Source organism: Bremerella cremea, from assembly GCF_039541315.1.
Lineage (GTDB): Bacteria > Planctomycetota > Planctomycetia > Pirellulales > Pirellulaceae > Bremerella > Bremerella cremea.
In genome coordinates this window covers 662,462-681,974 of sequence record NZ_BAABFZ010000003.1, presented here as the reverse complement: position 1 = coordinate 681,974, position 19,513 = coordinate 662,462, and the positions used below count along the sequence as shown (strand labels likewise).

The following is a 19,513-nucleotide window of genomic DNA, read 5'->3' as shown; positions in this document are numbered from 1 at the left end:
ATTCCCTATTTTGCCTTAACCAAGGCTTTATTGAGAAGCCCCCTTAAGATAGGCCCGATATTGCTCCATGAACGCAGCCGGCGGAGCACTTCGCTGCGTGTCGCTGGAACCACCGGAGGTTGCCTGACGGGCCTCGACCCGACGGGTTGCGTCTTTGCCACGTGAAAGTCCGAGGCTGCGAAGGGCATCGTTCAGTTCTTGTTTAGCCTGAACGTCTTCACTGTTGGCTGCTTGTTTCATCTGTTGCCAACGCTGGACGAACCTCTGGAATTCATCTTTGTTCCAGCCCAGCTTCTTCAGCAGTTCGGGGTCTGGGTTGTCTTGATGCTGCAGTTCGTCCAGTACCATGTTGGTGGCTTTCTCAGCATATTCGAGGTTCGCGGCATCTTCGCCTGGTTCGACCAGCGGACCATCGTAGGGCTGCGGTTCGTTATTGCCGGTACGGCTGCCACCCTGAGGCACCGACGTGTTGCCGGGGCCCTGGCCGCTGTTTTGCGGATCGTTTTTCTGCGAAGGGGATTGCTGAGGACTGCCATCTTCCGAAGGAGAGCCTTGAGCACCTGACTGCTGACCTTCGGGAGAGTTAGTCATGTTCGAGCCTTCTCCCTTTTCGTTGCTCTGCGAACCGGTCTGTTCGTTGGCTTTAGGGCCTTCGCCACCTTCGTTGCCCACTTCGCCCTTGCCTTGCTGATTGGACGTGCCGGCACCTTCATCGGCCGAACTGGTGCTGCCGGGGCTGTCGTTGCCGGCCTGCTTGGCTGCCTGACCGCCGCCAGCGCCGCCACCGCCACTTTGATCGCCGGCGTTGTCCCCTTTGCTGTTGGACTGCTTGTCGCTGTTCGAAGGGCTCTTGGGCTGATCGCCTTGTTGATCGGACGCTTGATCGTCCGGCTTCATTTTGTTTTCGCTTTGCTTGTTGGCTTTCTCGCCTGACTGAGGACTGCCGGTGTTTTCTTCGCCAGCTTCTTTGCCGGCGCCTGAGTTGGTGGTATCGCCCTGGCCGTTATCGTTGGCACGTTCCGAGTCTTCCGAAGGATTACCTTCGGCATCTTTCTGCTTGGCGCCACCCTTGTTCTCGGAGCCACCTTGCTCGTTGTTTTGGGTATCGCGCTGCATTCCTTCGCCCTGGTTATTGTCTTGCGTCCCAGGTTGTCCCTTCTGCTCTTGGCCGGCAGCATCTTCGCCGGCGGCCGAGTTCTCTGGCTGGGTGCCGTTGTCGACGCCGTTTTCACCTGGCTGCTGCTCGGGCTTTTCACCTTCGCCGGGCTTCTCGCCACCTTTTGTTCCTTGGCCCTGATTCTGAGCCTTGTTGGGATCGCCTCCCTCAGGCTTTTGCGAATTGCCGCCGGCGCCGTTCTGGTTTTCGCCCGGAGCGGCTTGCGGTTCGCCGGACGACTCGCCTTCGCCTTGTTGTTGAGGGTTCTTTTGGTTCAGGCCATCCGGCTTAGGCTGGTCGCCCTTGGCTTGTTGCTCTTGCTTCTTCTTCAGGTAATCTTGAATCGTATCGAAGGCATCGCCGTCCTGGGTACCGTCGGAAGCGATCGGCTCGTCACGCTTTTCAACGGTCGAGCTTTCGTTCGGCTGAGTCGAAGCGTCACCATTTTGGAGCTGGCCACCTTTGTTGGGATCGCCTGCCTTGCCGGTTCCTTTCCCGTTAGGCGACCCTTGTTGATCAGCTTTGTTTTGTTGACGCTGCTGCTGATCGGATCCGGTCGAAGCTTCGCCGCCGGTTCCGCCTGATTGCTTCGATTCGGATTGCTCGTCGCCACCCGTTTCGTTGCGTTCGCCTTGGCCACCTTGCTCTGGCTGGGCGTCTCCCTTTTGCGGATCGCCTTGCTCGTTGCCATCTTCCGATTGGTTGCCTTTGCCTTGCTGCTGATCTTGTTGCTCTTGATCGCCTGAAGGATCGCCGGAGCCGCCTCCCTTACCTTGCTGTTTGTCGTCCGACTCGCCCGAGTTCTCGCCGTCTTGCGGACTGTCGGAAGGGCCACGCATGCCGTTCTCGCCGGAACCGTCTTCCGAGCCCTTCTTCCCTTCGTCGCCGCTTTCGCCCTTGTTTTCTTCGGACTGCTCGCCGTTTTCACCTTCCTTCGAGCCCCCCGCCGACTTTTCGCCGTTCTCGCCTTCTTCGCCCGATTCACCCTTCTGGTTTTCTTCGGGCGAGTCGCCAGGCTGGTTCTCGTCGCCTGGCTTCTCTTGCTTGGGTTGGTTCTCGTCCTGGTTGCCAGGCTGCTGGTTTTCGCCAGGCGGACGGGTAACCGGATCGGTAATCAGGATGATGCGCGACTGCGTTTGCGAGATGTTCGGTTTCAAGTTGCCGGAGTAGTCAGTCCGGGTATCTTCGGCGATGCCGGTCAAGCGAACGATGTCGCCTGACTTCAGGCCATGCTCTTTCGGCGTGAGCTTCCAGTCGGCGAGCACTTGCCCTGACTTCGGTTGCTGCAGCAGCGAAGCGTTGATCAGCGGTTGAGCTGGCTGACCAGGACCTTTGGTTACCGCCCCGTTCACGCGAAGCTGACGAATGCCATAGTCCGGATCGATTGCCCGCAAGCGAACGTCCAGCGGCATGTTCACAGGCAGTTCCACCTCGTTGGCGGTCGGCTCCAGGAACTCGATTTCTGGTGGCAAGTCGCGTGTCACTTCGATGTCGTAAAGAACCGGATGAGGGTTCAGCACGCCATCTTCGGTTCGGAAGCGAATCTGGTACGAACGAAACTTGCCTGCCGAACCGGCGTCGTTCATCTCGAGCGGGAAGCGAATCGAGGCACGTGTTGGTTCTTCCGAAGCAATCTGCATCGGAAGCGTGTTGAGCGAAACGATTGGCGAGTTCGCGACCGGATCGAATTCGATATACGCCTTTTGAATCGGGCGATTGCTCACCGCGCGGATGGTGACCATCGTCCCTTCGAGCGCGCGGATGTGGCCATCTCCTTCTTGATCCCAGCCAGACTCGCCGGTGTAGCCCGGCAGGTCGTAGCGAACCGATGCGACGTCGATCGATGGTGCTTCGAGCGTGCTGACCTCGAAGTCGCGCGAGACCGCGTCGCCAGCTTCGATACGATAGGTCAGATCATCCTGGATGCCGGTATCGGTCGGGTTGATGATTGCCTGAAAGCTGAAGCCATCTTCGCTCACTTCCAGCGGAATCACTTTGTCGACAAGCTGACCATCTTTCGTGGAATAAATCAGTTCGAGACGGTCACCGCTGCCGACGTCGTGCAGCTTCACCGAGACAGGCAACTGTTCACCTTGATAAACGGTCGTGTCGCCGGGTTGAACATCGATGATCTTCACACGCGAAGGACGAGCGATGTCGTTCCAAGGCATCGCGACGCGCGCGGCGGTTTGCAGTGGATCTTTGGGCGAAAGAACTTTGTACAAACCAAACAGCACGGCCAGGGCCGCTAGAACGTAGCCGACCCGAATCGCTTTCGAGTAATCGACCAGGTGTTCCAGCGACAGCGACGAGATATCGGTCGCGGCCTGGGATTCGACCGCGTCGAGAACCGCCTTCCGAGTGCCTTGCTGGTTTTGAGTCAGGAACAGGAAGTTCAGCAAACTGTTCTTCAGCGTCGGCTGACCTTGCTCGATCATCTTCGCCGCGTACAGCGGATTGATGGAATGGAAGAGCAGGGGAGCGACGTAAATCCACAGAAACCCTGCCGCTGCCAGGATGTAAACCAGGAACGCGAGCAGTCGCGCCGTGAAGTTCAGACCGACGATCCAGTGGTCGATGATGGCCAGCGTCAGCACGAATAGCAGCGAGCCGGCAATGAACAAAAGCAGACCGGCAGCCAACTCCGCCAACTTCACACTGCGTCGCGTACTGTTAATCTTGCGACGGATGAAATCTTGCGACGTGGTTTTCGACGCGATTGGTTCCGCGTTGTTCAAACTCGATTGAGCATCGGTCGACATGGGCTTCTCTCGGCGATCGCCGGTCGCGCTGGCGCGCAGGGGGGATAAGTAGAGACTTCCTATTATAAGAGACGATTCATTGCCCGTCGGGGTTTTGGTGCGAAAACCAAACGGTGGATTTCCCCATGTTGGGGGTGTCGGGCGACAGGAGCATCAGAAAAAGCCTGTGGCCCGTTTGAATCGGTTGTTCCGATACTTGCTTGCCTAACGCGGCGTAAATCGCGACGACTTGGCCGTGGCATAGAATTCGCGAAGTTCCTGCTGTTCGGCCAGCGTCAGTTGGCTTCCATCGACATAAACTTCGTCGACATGCGACAGCTTTCGCAGGTAAGGCAGATCGGCCGAACTGATCGGCGTGTTGAACAAAGCCACCCCCCGCAGATTTGGGAGGGTCGCCAGTTGCGAAAGTTTTTCGCCACTGACATTGGTGTTACTCAGATCGATCCACTCCAGCGATTTGGCCTGGGCCAGGTGATCGATGGCGTCCCCAGTCAACTTGGTGCCATGCAGGTGGATCTCTCGCAACGCTGGGAGTTCACCGATCGAGGCCAGGCCTTCGCTGGTGACTTTGGTGTTATTCAGCCGCAAGGTTTGAAGTGATGAAAGGCACTTCAGTCGAGCTATCCCCAGATCGGTGACTGGCGAGTCCGAAAGGTCCAAATCTTCCAGCCCAGGGAACTGACTTACGGTCGAAAGAAACTGATCGCCGGCACCCGTGTTACTGAGGTCGAGCAACAAAAGCTTCGTGGCTGGCCGAGTCAGCGAGCAGGGGGCGTCTTCCAGGGAAGACTTCGCACACGACAGTTGCTCGACATTTGGTAGGCCGGCCAAAGTGGTCAGTCCTGTCATCGTTAGTTTCGTTCGTTCGAAGCGAACTTCGACGAGGCTCTTCAGCTGACAAACCTGGGTGGCGACCGCGTCGTCGACCTTCTCGCCTTGCAGCGAAAGCTTGCCGAGGGCAGGGAAATCGCCTTTTTGCAGATACCATGGCCCAGTCAGGTCGGCATCGGCAACGGTCAGCGTGTTGAGCCGCGGCAGTCGCTTCAAGTAGTGGAAGCTTTGATTGCTGACCGGCAGCTCTTCCAGTTCGATGTGCTTCAGGTTCTGAAGTTCTTCCAGGTACCAGATGCCATGATCCGAGACCTTGGTTTCCGCGATGCGAATCGCCTTCAACCCTGGCAGTTCGGCGACGGTCGACATGCCGCTGTCGTCCAGGCTATTGTCGAGCTGCAATTCAGCCAGTTGCGACATCTGCCGAAGGCAGTTGCGGACTTTGCCTTCTGACGGCGTGTTGTGCAGCGAAAGAAGCTTGATCGAAGGAAGCTGCAGCAGCAGGTCCCAGTGCGAATCTTTCATCTTGGCCCCGTCGATGCGAATGCATCCATACTCGGGCCAATTGACGATTTCGTCGGAAAGCGAGGCGCCATAGCCAAACAGGCAGCCGCTTTGTTCCAGCGTGGCAACAATGCGTTCGAGTTCCGGATCCATCGGACCACCGATGTCGATCGGAACCGGAGGAAACCCGACCGGAGCTTGAGCCGGAGCGTAATTCAACGCCGTCAGTAATATCGCTAGCGCGATAATAGATGTTGCCCCATGTCGCATTGAATACCCTCCTGACAGCCGGGAAATACCGCGAAGGCGTCTCCCGATTAATCCGTCCGTGTCCTTGCCCCCGACATTCTGCTCATTGAACGCCACTTGCCGGCAAGTTTCAATATCGGAAGCCGTTTAATCGGCAGAATTCGCAGAAGCCGCACGCACCCCTACGTCTTGATGCGCTGGTTACGGCTCTCGAACTCGGCTGTCGACAGAATAATCACTCAGTTGTTGAGCGGGGCAATCACGCGCAGGCTTGGCAGCTCTTTAGCTAACCAGTCGACCCCCTCTTGGGTCACATCTGTGCTGCGGAGATGAAGCGTTTCGAGTCCCTGGGCACCGCGGAGGTTTTTCAGGCCAGCATCGGTGATTGGCGTCAGGTTCAGATACAGATAATTGAGCGATGGCAATTTACCGAGCGTCGTCATCGCATCATCGATCAGGTTCGAGTGCGAAATGGTCATGTGCTGCACCTTTTCGAGACCTTCCAGCGTATCGAAGTTGTCCGAAGGAAACTCGCAGTTGTGCAGGTTCAAGTGCTCTAGCCCTTTGAGCTTACGAAAAACTTCCATATCGCCCGAAGTGAACGAGACATTCGTGATGGTGAGGGCTTTCAGGTTCGGCAAATCAGAAAGCGTTTGCAGCGATGACCCGGAAACGTGGCCGAAATTAATCGACAGCGTTCGCAGACTCTGGAAGTTCTCGATCCCTTTCAGCGAGACTTGTTTGGCACTTGGATCGTAGACCGAAAGCTGATTTAGCTTCGGCAGACGTGACAGGTAAGTGAAATAGGGCTCGCAGTCGCCATCGATCTTCAGCGAGAGCTGTTCGAGTTGCGTCAGTTCTTCCAGGTACCAAAGACCACCTGGCGTGAAGTTATTTCCATTGAGGTGCAGGGAAATCAGGTTCGAGAACTGAGCGATCTGCATCAGGTCGGCATCCGTGGGATTGCCGAAAAGATGTAAGTGCTGGAGCTCGCCCATTTGGGTCAACGTCGCCCAGGTCGCGGGCGAAAGGTCGAAGTTCGCTCCCAGCCAAAGGCGTTCGACCTTCGGCAGTACCAGCAGGGCCTGCAGGTTGTCGGCGTTGGCTTTGGTGGCGTAAAGGTTGACGTAGTAAGAGGTTTGCTCGTCGTAGTTCTGATAGAAATCGACGTGAGCACCATTCTTCTGCAGCGTTTGTATTGCTTTGCGGATCTCCACCGATTCGTATTCGCGATCGTCGGCGCTGCTGATCGTAGAGACCAGACCAAGAACCATCAGCGACAAACCCAGGACGAAGCATCGGGCAGCAATCGACGGTGAACGCATCGAGGGTTCCTTAACGACGTAAGCGGAATGGCATGCGGCGGATTCTCGTCACGTGCCGAATCCGGTACGATTCGTGTGTTAGTGAGAAACTTAGGAAACACAGCGAAATCTGACCGCGAGTACGAAATCTCGCAACTCGGATCTCAATTATAGGGCACTTGGAATGCTTGACGAGAATTTTTCCTCGCAACTCGTCAGACTGGACAATTTCGACAACGTTGCGGTCGCCAGGACCGTTATTCCTGCCAAGGCAGTACTCCACAGCCTGGAGGGGGAGGTCGTAGCCCTCAATGCGATTCCTGCCGGGCATAAGGTGGCCATTCAGGCGATTGCCCAGGGAGAGACCGTCGTTAAGTACGGCCAGATCATTGGTCAGGCGACCTGCGACATTGCCGCCGGCGAGCATGTCCACTCGCATAATCTCGCAATGATCGATGTCCACGCCGACTATGCGCCAAGCTCGGCCGTGCCTCCAGCACCTGAGCCCATCGAAGGTCGGACGTTCGAGGGCTATGTCCGAACCAACGGAAAAGTAGGCACGCGAAACTACCTGGCGGTGATCAGCACGGTGAACTGCTCGGCCAGCGTCGCCCGGTTCATCGCCGAACGCTTTCCGCAGGAAGAACTGGCCAAGTATCCCAACGTCGACGGGATCATCGCCATGAAACATGGTGCCGGTTGCGGTATGCAGTTTGGTGGCGAAGCGCACCAGACACTGAATCGCCTGATGGCCGGTATGGCTCAGCATCCCAACGTAGGCGGGTTCCTGCTGGTGGGCCTCGGCTGCGAAACGGGGGCGATGGGTTACTTGCTGCAGCAGCATAACCTGGTACAGATCGATGGCGTGGGTGGAGCCGATCGCCCTGGTCCGTTGGTGCTTTCGATGCAAGACATGGGGGGAACCATGCAGACGATCGAAGCTGGGATCGCCCAGATCCGAACGATGCTGCCCCAAGTCAACGACATCCAGCGACAGACCGTTTCGGCAAGCCATCTGTGTGTCGGTCTTGAGTGTGGCGGAAGCGACGGAAACTCTGGCGTGACAGCGAACCCTGCCTTAGGAATCGCCAGCGATCGAATTGTGGCTTGCGGCGGAACGGCCATCCTCAGCGAGACCTCGGAAGTTTATGGAGCCGAGCACCTGCTCACGCGTCGCGCGGTCACGCCTGAAATCGCCGACAAGTTGATCGAACGGATCGAGTGGTGGAAGAAGTACGTTGCGATGTTCGGTGTCGAATTGGACAACAATCCTTCACCGGGCAACAAAGCGGGCGGACTCACGACGATCGCGGAGAAGTCGCTGGGAGCCGTCGCCAAGGCGGGTAGCACGGCTCTGGTCGATGTTTATCACTACGCCGAACCAGTCGAGGCCAAGGGCCTGGTATTGATGGACACCCCAGGCTACGACCCGGCCAGCGTCACCGGCATGGTGGCCGGCGGAGCGAATGTCATTTGCTTCACGACCGGACGGGGAAGCTGCTTCGGCTGCAAGCCGACTCCTTCGATCAAGATCGCGACGAACACGCCGATGTACGACCGGATGATTTCCGACATGGACATCAACGCCGGCACCGTCCTGGAAGGGGAGTCGATCACTGAAGCAGGCGAGCGGATCTTCGAAGAGATCTTGGCCGTTGCCAGTGGAAAGAAAACGAAAAGCGAGCAACAAGGTATTGGAGACGAAGAGTTCGTTCCCTGGCTGGTTGGTCCGACTTTGTAATCGTTTGCCTGCGAAGCGATCGGTCGAACTTTTTGCAATCGACCGATGCGTCATCTACGATGCGTTGAGACTGCTCTCGATTATCTCACCTTGGAATCCCCTTCATTGCTTCTGGGAGTGTCGATCTGTGCGTACAACCCTCTTGTCCTGCCTGGTCGGTTTCGCATTACTTGCCTTCGTTTCCCCCGCTTCGGCTGCGGAGTTTCTGCATGGCGAAACCGTTACCATCGCAGCGGATGATACCTGGGAAGGCGACCTCTATATTCTGGCCCAATCGGTCGTGGTCGAAGGAACCGTCACCGGCGACCTGGTCGTTTATGCTCAGCGCGTGAAAGCGGACGGCGACATTCAAGGCGGGCTGATCGTCGCCGGGCAAGAGATCCTGGTGAAAGGAAAGGTCGGAAGAACGAGCCGCCTTGCTGGCCAGGCCATCTTGATCGATGAAGGGGCAACCTTGAAGGGAGACCTTGTGGCGGCTGGCTATTCGCTGGAGGTGGCCGAAGGTGCCACGGTCGACGGCGATGTGGTTTTCGCAGGGTTTCAAGCGGCGCTAGGCGGAAAGATTGAAGACGACGTTTGGGCTGCGGTCAGCCGGGCCGAAGTGAGTGGCTCGATCGGTCGCGAACTGAGCATTACGACAGGGCTTCGCAACGGGAAGAAGATGCCGCCGCCAGCGACGATGTGGCAGCAACTGCGGACGATCGATCTGCCGCTGGTCGATCCAGGTTTGACGATCCGCGATGGGGCGTCGATCGGTGGAAAGCTGACGTATCGGTCGCCGAACGAAGCCGATATCGAAGGGGGGGCGAAAGTCACCGGGCCGATCGAATGGATGAAGCCGCAGAGTCCGACGGCGCCGGCGGCCAGCGACAATACGAACTATTTCTGGGATCAAATCAAACGTTACATCACGATGCTGCTGATGGGCATCTTGATGATTGTCTGTTGTCCGAAAACGACGGGCCAGACGGTCGATCAAATCGTGCAGCGACCGATCATCAGCTTTCTGGCAGGCTTCCTGGCGGTGCCGTTATCGGTGATTGGATTGGGCCTGGCAGCCGCACTGATTGTGGCGGTACCGATGCTGTTCGGTTGGCTGACGCTCGATGGTCTGGCCGGGGCAGGGGCCGCGATTGCCGCGTTTGGTATGGTGCTGTATGTGGGAAGTCTGCTGTACTTCTTTGTCTTTGGTGCCGCGACCCTTACGTGCATCACGATCGGGCGGATTGTCTTCTCCGATCATCCGATCGCATCGCGAAGCCGCCTGACGCTGGCCTTGGCGTTCGGCATGGTCTTCTATGTGGTGCTGACCTGCGTGCCGTACTTGAGCGTGGGCGTTTTTGTTGCTGCCTTGCTATTTGGTTTCGGCGGCATGCTGATGTGGCTGCTTCGCGGAATGTTCTCGGGCGGATCGTCGAAAAACGAACCGATCTTGAAGACCGACTCGTAGTTGCGAGCTACTTCGCTTCGAGAAACGTCCAGTGATCGAACGTCGCCGCTTGCCCGACATGGTTGCCGGCGGCGTCGGTTAGATTCCAGACGATGGCCTGTTCGATTTGAAAGCGACGGCCGGTGGTCGAGATGCGAATCCCTTGGTAGTCATCGACGTAGCCATCTCGCGTAGTTCGCTCGAGAAGGCGAGCCCGTTCGTCGCGATGCATCGGCTCGGCCGTGTGGCGAGAAGGCGTTTTCAGCAGCGTCTCGACATCGATCTCCCACAGTTCCAGCACCTTGCGGTTACCGAAGTTTAAGACCGGATCGTCGGCCGCTGTATGCGAGACGATCACGCGTGGAGCGTCGTAAACACGCTTCGCATCTTCGTTGGGGTCGCCACTTCGGGGAACGAGGTCTTCACCGAGTAACTTGCGGTACGAATCGAGCAGAATCTGAAGGTGGGCCGGCCAGCCATGTTCCAGCCATGGCGTATCGAGAGAGGGATTCACGCGAAAGGGAACTCACTGCTTGATCGGTGCGATCACGTGCGTGGTGGGGCGTGCTTTCTGCAAGGCAGCGACTCCTTCCGCCGTGATCTCGGTGGTGCTTAATTGAACGGTTTGCAGGGAAGGGGCCTTGTACAGATACTTGAGCCCTTCGTCCGTGATCGGACTGTTGCGAATGTAAAGATAGCGCAGTTGCGGCAGTTGCCCCAGGGCCTTAAGGATCTCGTCGCTGAATTCGTTGTTCGAGAACTGGACCCGTTCCAGGGCTTCCATCTCGCCGAAGACTTCAACCGGCATCCCTTTCAGATTGCAGCTATGAAGCTGCAGGTAGCTGACCTGATCGAGCTCGCGAAACAGTTCGAGTTCTTCTGCTTTGAACTTTGCACGCAAGATACTCAGCGACTTCAGCTCTTTTAGCTTGCCGATTGCCTGCACGTTCGATTCTTCCGACTCTTGCGTGTCGACCGTCAGTGTCTGAAGCTGCGAGAGCTTCTCGATGCCATCGAGCGACACCGGCTGCTTTCCTTGCAGGTACAAGCTGAGATTATCGAGGTTTGGCAATCGCGCGAGGTAGTCGAAGTAAGGTTGGCAGTCGCCGGGAACGAGCAGCCACAGATGCTTCAATTCGGTCAGCTCTTCCAGGTACCAAAGGTCGGCGACTTTGATATTGCTCGAGCGGATCGTCAGATTGCGAAGGTTGGTGAAGTGGGCGAGGTTTTCGAGATCGTATTGCTGCAAGTCGCCGGTGATCGTCAGCGATTCGAGCTCACTCATTTGAATCAGCGTTTCCCAGACGGCCTGGTCTCGTTCGAAACCGGTGCTGAGGGTCAAGCGATCGACGCGTGGAATGACCAGCAGCGCCGAGAGATTCTCAGGGGTTGGCTTCATCGAGTGGATGCTGATGTTGTAGGTGACCGGCCGAGGCTTGGTCGCCTGATTCATCAGCATGAAGATCTGGCCGGAGTAGAAATTGACGTGAGCTCCATTCTTGCGAAGGTGCTCGATCGCCTCGCCGATTTCGCGAGACTCGTACTTCGGACCATCCGCGCGAACCAGATCGGCGGAATAGATGGCGATAACCAGCAAGCTAAGAAAAGCGGTGCGAAGACCAATCATCTCCGAATCCTCGAAGGTTCCAAGTTCAAACCGGGGCGAGGTAAAGATGATCTATCGTACGAAATTCCGCGACGCCGTGCGAGAAAACCTGCCGGCAATTACATCTTTTTCGGGATTGGAGCCGAGACGCTCATGTCGGGGCGGTTCTCCGATAGCCATTTGACCCCTGCTTCGGTGATGTCGGTGCTGTAGAGGTAAACTCGCTCTAACTTGGGGATTTTCGCCAGATGTTTCAGCCCTTCGTCCGTGATCGCGGCACCTCGAATGTAGAGATAGTTGAGCTTGGGAAGACCGCTCAGCCCTGCCAGTGACTGGTCTGTAACGGGTGAGTTATAGATCTGCAGTCGTTCCAGGTTTTTGAGATCTTCCAGCGACGAAAGGTCGTCCGAGGCGAGTTTGCAGTTGGTCAGGTTCAGCGACTGAAGGTCTTTCAGTTCGCGGAACATTTCCAGTTCGCCTTCCTGAAAGTTGGCGTTGGAAATGGTCATCACCCGAAGGTGCGGAATCTTGGCGATCCCTTGCAGTTCGGCCCCTTTCACTTCGCGAGCACTAACCGTCAACGTCCGAAGCTGAGTGAGGCTCTCGATGCCGGCCAGTTTGACCTCCTTCTTGCCACGCAGATTCAGAATCAGCTGCGAGAGCTTCGGCATGTTCGGAAACGAATCGAACGAGATTTCGTCCTCGCCATCGACATGCACTGCCAGGCGTTCCAGGTTGACCAGCGTTTCCAGGTACCAAAGGTACTCCGCATCGACCGAACCAAGCCGAACTTCCAGCGACTGAAGGTTGGAAAACTCGGCGATGTATTCCATGTCCTCATTCTTGAGGTTATCCATGATGTACAGATGCTGAAGCTCGCCAAACTGCGACAACGTCTTCCACGACTTCTCGTTTCGCTCGAACTGGTTAGCCAGGTAAAGGCGTTCGACCTGAGGCAGCACCATCAGGGCGGAAAGGTTCTCGTCGGTCGCCTTCATTGCGAAAAGATTCACCGTATAGGGAATCGGTTTCGGGGTATCGTCCTGCTGGCCGCGGATGGGCTGACGGGCGATGTTGAAATGAACCCGGGCGCCGTTCTGCTGCAAATGAAGAATCGCTTCCCGAATCTCTGGAGACTCGTAGCGACGATCGTCCGCTGTGGCATTCATCGAAGGGATGAGGAGGCAAAGCAGCCCAATACCAACAAGGCTGCGGCGAAGTGCGGGCAGACAGAATTTCATGGCGAAGCCTTGGGATCGACCGGAATGGGATAAGAGCCTGGCTCAGATCATCCTATAGAATCCCGTCCAACGATGCGACAAGATCCGCCAGCTTTTCGAATCCCAGGCCCGATTTGCCGGCCCTTTTCGCCGTGCTATCGCGTCTCGCCATAGCTGAAACTTAGATCGGGTCGAGCCTCTTGAAGCCACTGTGCCCCTTCTGGGGAGACGCTTGTGGCGTGCAGCCGGACCGACTGCAAATGCGGAGAAGCGGCGATTGCCCGCAGGCAACCATCGGTGATCGGGGCGTTACGAATCGACAGATGGGTCAGCTTAGGCAACATCGCCAGCCGGCGAATGGCGTCGTCGGTCAAGCGAGTGCGCGTCGCGTCGAATCGCTGCAACTCATGCAGACGGGCCAGGTCGGCCCCATCGATGTCGGGGAGATCGCACGAATACAGCACCATATGTTCCAGGTGCTTCAGTTCGTGCAGCAGCGAGAGATCTTCCGGATCGAAACGAACATGTGCCAACTGAAGCCTCTGAAGATTCGGCAACTGTCCGATCGAACGCAGCTCGCTGGCGGGCTGATTCTTGGCGTTAATTTCCAGCGACTTCAAACTGCGGAGATGCTCGACGCCTCGAAACGAAATCGGCGAATCGTTCTGGATGGTGACTTCCAAGTGGTTCAGATTCGGGATCTCTGGCAGGCCACTTAGGTAATTGCGAAAGAGCTTGCGATCGACCGTCAACGACAAGGTTTCCAGCTGCGAAAGGGTTTCGAGGTACCACATCTGATCCGGGGCAAAGCCACCCAGACGCAACGAGAGGACGTCGAGGTTTTCAAATTGAGCCAGCCGAGGAAAGTCGGCATCGCACAAATCGTCGATCAGGTAGAGATGCTTCAGCTCGCCCAGTTGCGTCAACGCATCCCAGGCCTCGGCGGTCCGTTCAAATTCGGAGCCGACATACAGACTTTCGACCTGGGGAAGCACCAGGATCGCTTCGAGCGTTTCTGGAGTCGAAGGCGTCCCCATCAGGTTCAGCGAATAGCTGGCCGGGATCTCGTCTTGGACTTCTTCGTTGCCGGCCACCATGATCGTCACGCGGTACGATCCATTGCGATGGACGCGGGCACCTGACTGCTGCAGGTGTTCGATCGCAGCGTCTAGCTCGTACGAATCTTCCGAAACAACTTCCGCCTGTAGTGGCGCAACGAGAGTGGTCGACACCACAAGGAAAAAGACCCAGCGAATCAGCATTCAATCTCTCTCTGTCAGCAATCTCGAAGGCGACACTTAACAACCGCGGAGGGCAAAGATCAACGCGATGAATAAGAGCAAACCTCCGATGTAGAGCCACATCGGAGGTGGGTCGCCCGAGTTGTATCCCGCGTCTGGCATCTCTCTAGTGTGCTTCGAGCGGAAGCGATGCTCAAGGCACAAATTGAGGGGTATGCCCGCGGAATCCCGTTAGTCACGCCGGTTCGAGGCGAGCATGATGTAGTACAGCAGCGTCAAAACCGACTGCAGCGTGGCGGCCACATAGGTCAGCGCGGCGGCGTTTAAAACGCTGCGAACTGCCGGCATTTCTTCGCGTGGAACGATATTCAGCTCGATCAAAATCCCGCGAGCCCGGCTACTGGCGTCGAACTCGACTGGCAAGTTGATCAACTGAAAGAACACCACGCAAGCGAACAGACCAATCCCAGCCCAAAGCAGGTATTGGTTCGTCATTACAAACCCTGCAATCAGCAGAATCCAACTGAAGCTCGAACCGAAGTTGGCGGCTGGCACGGCCAGGTTGCGAATAATCAGCGGCGCGTAGTTACGGGCGTCCTGGATTGCGTGACCTGCTTCGTGGGCTGCGATACCCACGGCGGCCGCGGTTCGCGACGAATAAACATCGGTACTTAAACGCAGCACCTTGTCACGTGGGTCGTAGTGGTCGGACAGTTGCCCGCCAATTTGTTGGACTTCCACGTTGTACAAACCCGCCGAATCGAGGATATGTCGAGCGGCGGCAGCCCCCGAAAGGGGAGCGGCCTGTTTCATCGCCTTGGCATAAGCACTTCGCAGCCAAGCCTGGGCAATCATCGCCAGGATTAAGGCAGGCGCGATGAACAGGAAGTAGCGAAAATCAAACATTAACACGGTTTATGTCTCCAAAAGCTTGGATCAAATTCTGCACGTTGGATCTGGCAGTTTCCTGCTGAAATGGCAGGAAACGCAAATGCACCCTGTAAGGATGCAAACAGCGGACCATCTCGTAATTATAGCGCCCTTCCGGTGCGCGGCTATTTCTGCGGTTGCGGGGGCGAGTTTCTTGCTCAAACGGGGCAAAACCAAGTCCATCCCAGCACGTTCTGAGTTAAAGTAGTGGGAGTTGATCGATTTTGACTGTTATTCGGTATTCCACTCTCTGTCTTGCCAGACTTGCTTCCATGACGTCCGTTGCTTCCCGTTTGTTCGTTCTGCTTTGCTTGATTTCGTTGGCCAGTTGCCGGCCGATGCCTCCTGAGTTGTCGCAAAATGCGCTGCCAATCTCAGCCGGAGACAAGATCGAGCCGGAACAACTTCGCGACCGTATCGATCAAGTGCTCGACTTTACGTTGCAGCATCGACACCTCAACACGCAGGACCACGCCGCATGGCAGATCTTGCACGGTAGCCTGGCTTACGGTCGCGTCTTTCCGGTCACGCACGAAGGGGAGTCGATCTCGGTGGTCGACTACCTCTGCAAGGGCGGGGTGATGAATGGCTGGACGATCGAACGTGGCAACAAGCTGCTGACCCAAGACGAATCGGAAGAGGTCTACGGCATGCGTGCCGTGACCGAGCCCGGGACACGCTCCGGTCAGGGGCACTACGACCAGTGGCTGGCCATTCTTTCACAGTGCGACTTGCCGGCCGACACCAAGTTTGTGGTCGGCCCCGACACATTTACGATGACCAACTTCGTTCAGCAGGTTCAGTTAGATTCTTCACGCAATCACTTGCGAGAGTTCAGTTGGACGCTGATCGGACTGACCAAGTATTTTCCGACCGACCATTCTTGGACCGACTCGTCCGGCAAACAGTGGAGCATCACCGATCTGGTTCAAACCGAAGTCGAGCAAGGACTTGAAAATGGGGCCTGTGGCGGGACGCATCGTTTGATTGGCCTGTCGATGGCACTCAAACGCCGCAAGGAAGCCGGCTTGCCGATTGAAGGCCCCTGGGCCGATGCCGAGCAACTGATTCAGCAGAGTATCGTGAATGCTCGGCAGTATCAGAACCCGAATGGTGCATTGAGCGTGAATTACTTCCAGCGTCCTGGCAGCTCGCCCGATCTGGCCGAGAACCTGGGAACGACCGGGCATACGCTCGAGTTTCTGTCGATCGCGCTGACCGACGAAGAACTGCAAGAAGAATGGGTTCGACGAGCCGCATCGTATCAATGCGAAGTGTTCGAGCGTACCGAAGGGGTTTCGCTGGAATGTGGTGCCCTGTATCACGCTGCCCACGGGCTGGTTCTCTATCGCGAACGCGTCTACGGCTCGCGTGAGTATTCGGTCGAATAGTCGACTCGACTACGACTTCGCCGGCCGGTCACGTTTCAGTTTGACCGGCTGAAGGCGTGGGTCGGCATCGATCTGGTGCAGGGTGATTGAATCCGGACCGGTACGACGAAGTTCCAATTCGTACCAGCCATCTTTACGCTGCATCCGAATCACGGTCAGGTCGGAAATCACTTCAACGATCTCGTAAGCGACCGTTTCTTTCGTCGGTACGCGGATGCTTTCCAAGCCAGTTGGCTCGATGGCGAGTTGCAGTTGGTTGTTGCCCTGGAAATCGATTGTCAGTGTCCCAATCTTGCTTGGCTGAGCATCTTTGGCGTTTTGGATGACCGGTTGGCTCGAGCCTGATTTGGTTTGCAAAACAGGCCCCGAAATCAGGAGAGGACCGCTCCATTTCCCCTCGAGGTCGCCGTCTGCGGAAAAACAGCCCGTTATGGTGACGATACCGGCAATCAAGATGCCTATTGAAAAATAATTAGCCATGGGTGTTGCCTATTGGTCGAGGATGGCGATAATGTGGTCCAAGTTACCCGATGTTGCTGCGAAGGAATGGAGCGTAGTCAGCGTCGATCTCCCACACCGACTACGGATTTGATCGGTCGTCAACGGCCCCTTGCGACGCTGTGGCGAACGTGTCACTATGAACCTCGGTCCCGATCGAATCCGGTTCTCCAGCTACCAACAATTTAGCAGTACCCCAACACCAGGGAGAGTTTGATGAGCGTTTTAGTTACCCAGCCAGCTCCGGATTTTGCCGCGGAAGCGGTAATGGAAGATGGTTCGTTCAAGAAGGTTAACCTGACGGACTACCGCGGTCAGTACGTCCTGCTGTTTTTCTACCCGCTGGACTTCACCTTCGTTTGCCCAACCGAGATCATCGCCTTCTCGGAAGCAATCGAAAGCTTCAAGCAACTGAACGTCCAGGTCCTGGGCTGCTCGATCGACAGCCACTTCTCGCACCTGGCATGGCGTCAAACGCCTCGTAGCCAAGGTGGTATCGGCGAAATCAAGTATCCTCTGATCGCCGACCTCGACAAGACCATTGCCAAGAATTACGACGTGCTGCTGCCAGGCGGTATCGCTCTGCGTGGCTTGTTCCTGATCGACAAGGACGGCGTCGTTCGTCACCAGGTCGTCAACGATCTGCCACTGGGCCGTAGCGTTGAGGAAGCCCTCCGCATGGTTCAGGCTCTGCAGTTCTTTGAAGCCAATGGCGAAGTTTGCCCAGCCAACTGGAAAGAAGGCGCCCGCAGCATCAAGGCCTCGCCAGATGCCTCGAAGGAATTCTTCGAAGCGGAATACTCCAGCTAAGCGAACGCTTGCGACTCACTCGCCGAAAAGCCCCGGGCATCGTCTCGGGGCTTTTTTGTGCGCGAAGGGGGAGGGGAGATGCCTCGGGAGTTGAGACCCAGGCTCAACCAGCAAATCGCTTGTGTCCCCTCATAGGTGCTGTCTGGAACAGCCGGTTTCCCCGGAAATTCAGGCGAAAATCGCGGAACCGATTTCGCGTCGCAAATGGTTTCTGCCATAATAACATTATGCGTTGATTCGCCTCCCACACATCGGCCAAAGTCAGCGACGCACCCACCTAACCACACCTCCCGGAATCGATTCCGGGGATCTTCAGGTTCGCCAAGCAATTCCCACGCAAAGTCACCATGGCCTTGGCGGTCTGCCTGCAAGAGTCGAGGAGAAACACACACTATGAAATCCATGTGCCTGGCAATGGCGATTGCCGCCGCTTCGCTTACCCTGGCTAGTGGCATCCATGCCGCCGAGAGCTCGGACACCGTTGTTCTGGGCGATCCTGACCTGACCGCTGGTATCCCAGGCGAAGGTCCTTTGAAGTTGGAAGAACTCAACAAGTGGCTGGCCGATCCGGCGAATCACGAAACGTTGAAGGTCGAACTTCCTTATGGCCTCAATGCGGCCGCAGGACAGATCACCGGGCTCGATGCGACTCCGATGACGCGTGCCAAGATCGAACTGGGGCGCCAGCTCTACTTCGATCCACGTCTTTCGTCGGACAGTACCATCAGTTGTGCCAGTTGCCATGCGCCTGAATTTGGTTGGGCGTTTCAGTCGCAGTTCGGTATTGGTGTCGATGGCCAACAGGGCAATCGCAACTCTCCGGTTTCGTTCAATCGCATCTTGAGCGGTGCTCAGTTCTGGGATGGTCGCGCGGCAACGCTCGAAGAGCAGGCCGTCGGTCCGATCGCCAACCCGATCGAAATGGCCAACACGCATGACGTCTGCGTCGAGACCTTAAAGAAGATCCCCGGCTACAAGGTTCAGTTTGAAAAGATTTTTGGCGACGGTGTGAACATCGACAACGTCGGCAAAGCGATCGCCACCTTCGAACGAGCCATCGTCACCGGTCCGGCACCTTACGACTATTACGAAGTGGTCCGCAGTTTCGAGCAGCAGTTCCCAGCCGACGAGCTCGAATTCCTGGAAGAAGACGATCCAGAACTTTACAAGAAGTACGCCGACGCCCAAGAGAAAGCGAAGGGGATGTCGGAAAGCGCCCGTCGTGGTCGCGAGATCTTCTTCAGCGAGAAGGGGAACTGCACCGCTTGCCATGCCGGCGCCAACTTCAGTGACGAACTCTATCACAACCTGGGCATCGGGATGGATGTCGAGAAGCCAGACTTCGGTCGCTTCGAGGTGACCAAAGAAGAGAAGGATCGCGGGGCATTCAAGACCCCGACCGTCCGTAACGTGACCCAGACGGCGCCTTATATGCACGACGGTAGCCTGAAGACCCTGGAAGAAGTGGTCGAATGGTACGACAAGGGTGGTCACCCGAATCCGTACCTGAGCGACAAGATGAAGAAGCTGAATCTGACCGAGCAGGAAAAGACCGATCTGGTCAACTTCATGAAGGCCTGTACCGGCGACTTCCCAGTCATCGAACCAGGTCGTCTGCCTCAGTAAGCTTTCTGTATCCAGCCAGAAACAACGAAGCCTCGAGCATCCAGCGTGTTCGAGGCTTTTTTCATGCGCCAACCGTAGCAGGGCAGGGGGGCCGCTAGCTGCCGTCATGCCAGCAGATGCTTCGCGAAAGGCTCTCAGGCCGGCCCTACCCAGCGGAAATCCGAGGAAAGTTATCATCGATTCAAGAACATAATCGTCAAACTTTCACCAGCTTG

14 protein-coding genes are annotated in these 19,513 nt (G+C 56.6%); 5 read left to right on the top strand and 9 right to left on the bottom strand.

Annotation, left to right across the window (positions count from 1 at the left end):
- Positions 1-27: 27 nt before the first annotated feature.
- The 3 genes from ABD890_RS04965 to ABD890_RS04955 form a co-directional block, all read right to left on the bottom strand.
- Positions 28-3,918, bottom strand: coding sequence for a hypothetical protein (locus ABD890_RS04965; RefSeq protein ID WP_345086476.1), 3,891 nt, complete (start codon positions 3,916-3,918; stop codon positions 28-30).
- A gap of 204 nt (positions 3,919-4,122) precedes the next feature.
- Positions 4,123-5,523, bottom strand: a complete 1,401-nt coding sequence (locus ABD890_RS04960; RefSeq protein ID WP_345086474.1) for a leucine-rich repeat domain-containing protein — start codon at positions 5,521-5,523, stop codon at positions 4,123-4,125.
- 218 nt (positions 5,524-5,741) lie between these two features.
- Positions 5,742-6,827: a leucine-rich repeat domain-containing protein gene (locus tag ABD890_RS04955; RefSeq protein ID WP_345086472.1), complete on the bottom strand. Its 1,086-nt coding sequence runs from the start codon at positions 6,825-6,827 to the stop codon at positions 5,742-5,744.
- A 163-nt stretch (positions 6,828-6,990) separates the two neighbouring features.
- On the opposite strand from ABD890_RS04955, the gene ABD890_RS04950 reads away from it, so the two are divergent.
- Together ABD890_RS04950 and ABD890_RS04945 are read left to right on the top strand one after the other, a co-directional pair.
- Positions 6,991-8,547 carry a UxaA family hydrolase gene (locus tag ABD890_RS04950; RefSeq protein WP_345086471.1) on the top strand — a complete coding sequence of 519 codons (1,557 nt, stop codon included), beginning with the start codon at positions 6,991-6,993 and terminating at the stop codon, positions 8,545-8,547.
- A gap of 127 nt (positions 8,548-8,674) precedes the next feature.
- Positions 8,675-9,997 carry a bactofilin family protein gene (locus tag ABD890_RS04945; RefSeq protein WP_345086469.1) on the top strand — a complete coding sequence of 441 codons (1,323 nt, stop codon included), beginning with the start codon at positions 8,675-8,677 and terminating at the stop codon, positions 9,995-9,997.
- A 7-nt stretch (positions 9,998-10,004) separates the two neighbouring features.
- Here the strand turns inward: ABD890_RS04945 and ABD890_RS04940 are convergent, their stop codons facing one another.
- The 5 genes from ABD890_RS04940 to ABD890_RS04920 form a co-directional block, all read right to left on the bottom strand.
- The gene (locus ABD890_RS04940; protein ID WP_345086467.1) at positions 10,005-10,490 is read right to left on the bottom strand and encodes an MEKHLA domain-containing protein; all 486 of its coding nucleotides are present in this window, start codon (positions 10,488-10,490) and stop codon (positions 10,005-10,007) included.
- A 12-nt stretch (positions 10,491-10,502) separates the two neighbouring features.
- Positions 10,503-11,603, bottom strand: a complete 1,101-nt coding sequence (locus tag ABD890_RS04935; protein ID WP_345086465.1) for a leucine-rich repeat domain-containing protein — start codon at positions 11,601-11,603, stop codon at positions 10,503-10,505.
- 98 nt (positions 11,604-11,701) lie between these two features.
- Complete coding sequence (locus ABD890_RS04930) at positions 11,702-12,823, bottom strand: leucine-rich repeat domain-containing protein (RefSeq protein ID WP_345086463.1); 1,122 nt, start codon at positions 12,821-12,823, stop codon at positions 11,702-11,704.
- A 134-nt stretch (positions 12,824-12,957) separates the two neighbouring features.
- Positions 12,958-14,064 carry a leucine-rich repeat domain-containing protein gene (locus ABD890_RS04925; RefSeq protein WP_345086461.1) on the bottom strand — a complete coding sequence of 369 codons (1,107 nt, stop codon included), beginning with the start codon at positions 14,062-14,064 and terminating at the stop codon, positions 12,958-12,960.
- Positions 14,065-14,274: 210 nt separating this feature from the next.
- Positions 14,275-14,949 (bottom strand): zinc metallopeptidase, encoded by a 675-nt coding sequence (locus ABD890_RS04920; RefSeq protein WP_345090831.1) that lies wholly within the window; start codon positions 14,947-14,949, stop codon positions 14,275-14,277.
- Positions 14,950-15,245: 296 nt separating this feature from the next.
- Here ABD890_RS04920 and ABD890_RS04915 point away from each other — a divergent pair, with 296 nt between their 5' ends.
- Positions 15,246-16,364 (top strand): ADP-ribosylation factor-directed GTPase activating protein isoform b, encoded by a 1,119-nt coding sequence (locus ABD890_RS04915; protein WP_345086459.1) that lies wholly within the window; start codon positions 15,246-15,248, stop codon positions 16,362-16,364.
- A gap of 9 nt (positions 16,365-16,373) precedes the next feature.
- Here the strand turns inward: ABD890_RS04915 and ABD890_RS04910 are convergent, their stop codons facing one another.
- Positions 16,374-16,844 (bottom strand): hypothetical protein, encoded by a 471-nt coding sequence (locus ABD890_RS04910; RefSeq protein ID WP_345086457.1) that lies wholly within the window; start codon positions 16,842-16,844, stop codon positions 16,374-16,376.
- A gap of 234 nt (positions 16,845-17,078) precedes the next feature.
- Between ABD890_RS04910 and ABD890_RS04905 the strand changes: the two genes are divergently transcribed.
- Both ABD890_RS04905 and ABD890_RS04900 read left to right on the top strand, forming a co-directional pair.
- Entirely contained in the window at positions 17,079-17,672 is a 594-nt protein-coding gene (locus ABD890_RS04905; RefSeq protein ID WP_345086455.1) for a peroxiredoxin, read from the top strand.
- 393 nt (positions 17,673-18,065) lie between these two features.
- Complete coding sequence (locus ABD890_RS04900; RefSeq protein ID WP_373356055.1) at positions 18,066-19,298, top strand: cytochrome-c peroxidase; 1,233 nt, start codon at positions 18,066-18,068, stop codon at positions 19,296-19,298.
- Positions 19,299-19,513 lie beyond the last annotated feature (215 nt).